General features: G+C 63.6%; 1 protein-coding gene and 1 pseudogene. Both read left to right on the forward strand.

Annotation, left to right across the window (positions count from 1 at the left end; translation table 11 throughout):
- Positions 1-753 (forward strand): annotated as a pseudogene (locus tag AC4FWB_RS34245) (strictosidine synthase); the annotation flags it as partial.
- Positions 750-1,279: ATP-binding cassette domain-containing protein (locus tag AC4FWB_RS34250; RefSeq protein ID WP_491030621.1), on the forward strand; the 530-nt coding region annotated here is incomplete at its 3' end. The pseudogene AC4FWB_RS34245 and the gene AC4FWB_RS34250, both read left to right, overlap by 4 nt.

Consider the following 1,279-nt stretch of genomic DNA (forward strand, 5'->3'; position numbering starts at 1 on the left):
TGTCCGACCGCCGGCGTGTACGTCGACGAAAACACGCTCGTGGTCAGCAACGGTACGGCCACCCATTCGGTTGGCGAATGGGCGCGGGACCTGCTTGAGCTTGGCCACAGCGGCAGCGTGCTAAGGATCGATCTCGGCACCCAAAACGCTTCGGTTATCCAGAGCGACCTCGGCTATCCTTCTGGCGTGTGCGTCGCCGGCGGCGATCGTGTGGCCGTCAGCGAGGCATGGCGGCACCGTCTGCTGACGGTCGGGATCGGCGGCGAAGGCCGCACGACGCCGCTGGCGGATCTGCCCGCCTATCCGGGCCGCATCTGCCCGTCGGGCCAGGGAGGGTACTGGCTGACCCTGTTTGCGGTGCGCTCTCAGCTGCAAGAGTTCGTGCTGCGTGAAAAGCGCTACAAGCGCGAGATGATGGAGACGGTCGCTCCCGAATACTGGATTGCGCCCACGCTCTCTAGCGGCCACAGCTTCAAGGAGCCTCTGCAGGCGGGCGGCGTGATCCGGCTCGGTATCCACAAGCCATGGGCCCCCACGCGCTCCTACGGTCTCGTGGTCAGGCTCGACGATCGGTTCCAGCCGATCTGGAGCGCTCACAGTCGGGCCGATGGCAAGCGCCACGGGATAACCTCCTGCGCGGAGCAGGCCAGGAGGCTGCTCGTAACCTCAAAAGGCCGTGGCGAGATTATCGCCGTCGACCATCTCGACCCCAGCGAGCCGGACATCGATTCCACCCTGGATGCGGCAGCATGACCCCCATTGTCGAACTCAAGGCGGCAACCAAGGATTTCCGCGGCAATCCGGCTTTCTCGGATGTTGATTTCCAGCTGCTGCCGGGCGAGATCCACGCGCTGCTCGGCGAAAACGGCGCCGGCAAATCCACGCTCACCAAGGTCATAGCAGGCGTCTATCCGCTGAGCAGCGGCAAGCTGTTCATCAATGGCAGGGAGGAGCGCCTCAGCACCCCCGCGGAGGGTCTCGCGAAAGGCATCGCCATGGTCTACCAGGAAAACAGCCTGGTCCCATCGATGACGGTCGCCCAGAACATCTATCTCGGCAAGGAGAAGCCGCTCAATCGCCTGCGCGGCGTCTACATCTCGGCGCAGCAATTTCTCCAGTCGCTTAATTTCCACGTCGATCCCTCCGCCATCGTCGGCTCGCTCGGCGCGGCCCAGAAACAGATGGTGGAAATCGCGCGGGCGGTTCATCACAAGGCCAGGGTGATCATTTTCGACGAGCCGACGGCAACGCTGACGCCCGAGGAAAAGAGCTACTTCTT

The sequence above is a fragment of the Mesorhizobium sp. LEGMi-168a genome (assembly GCF_058312955.1).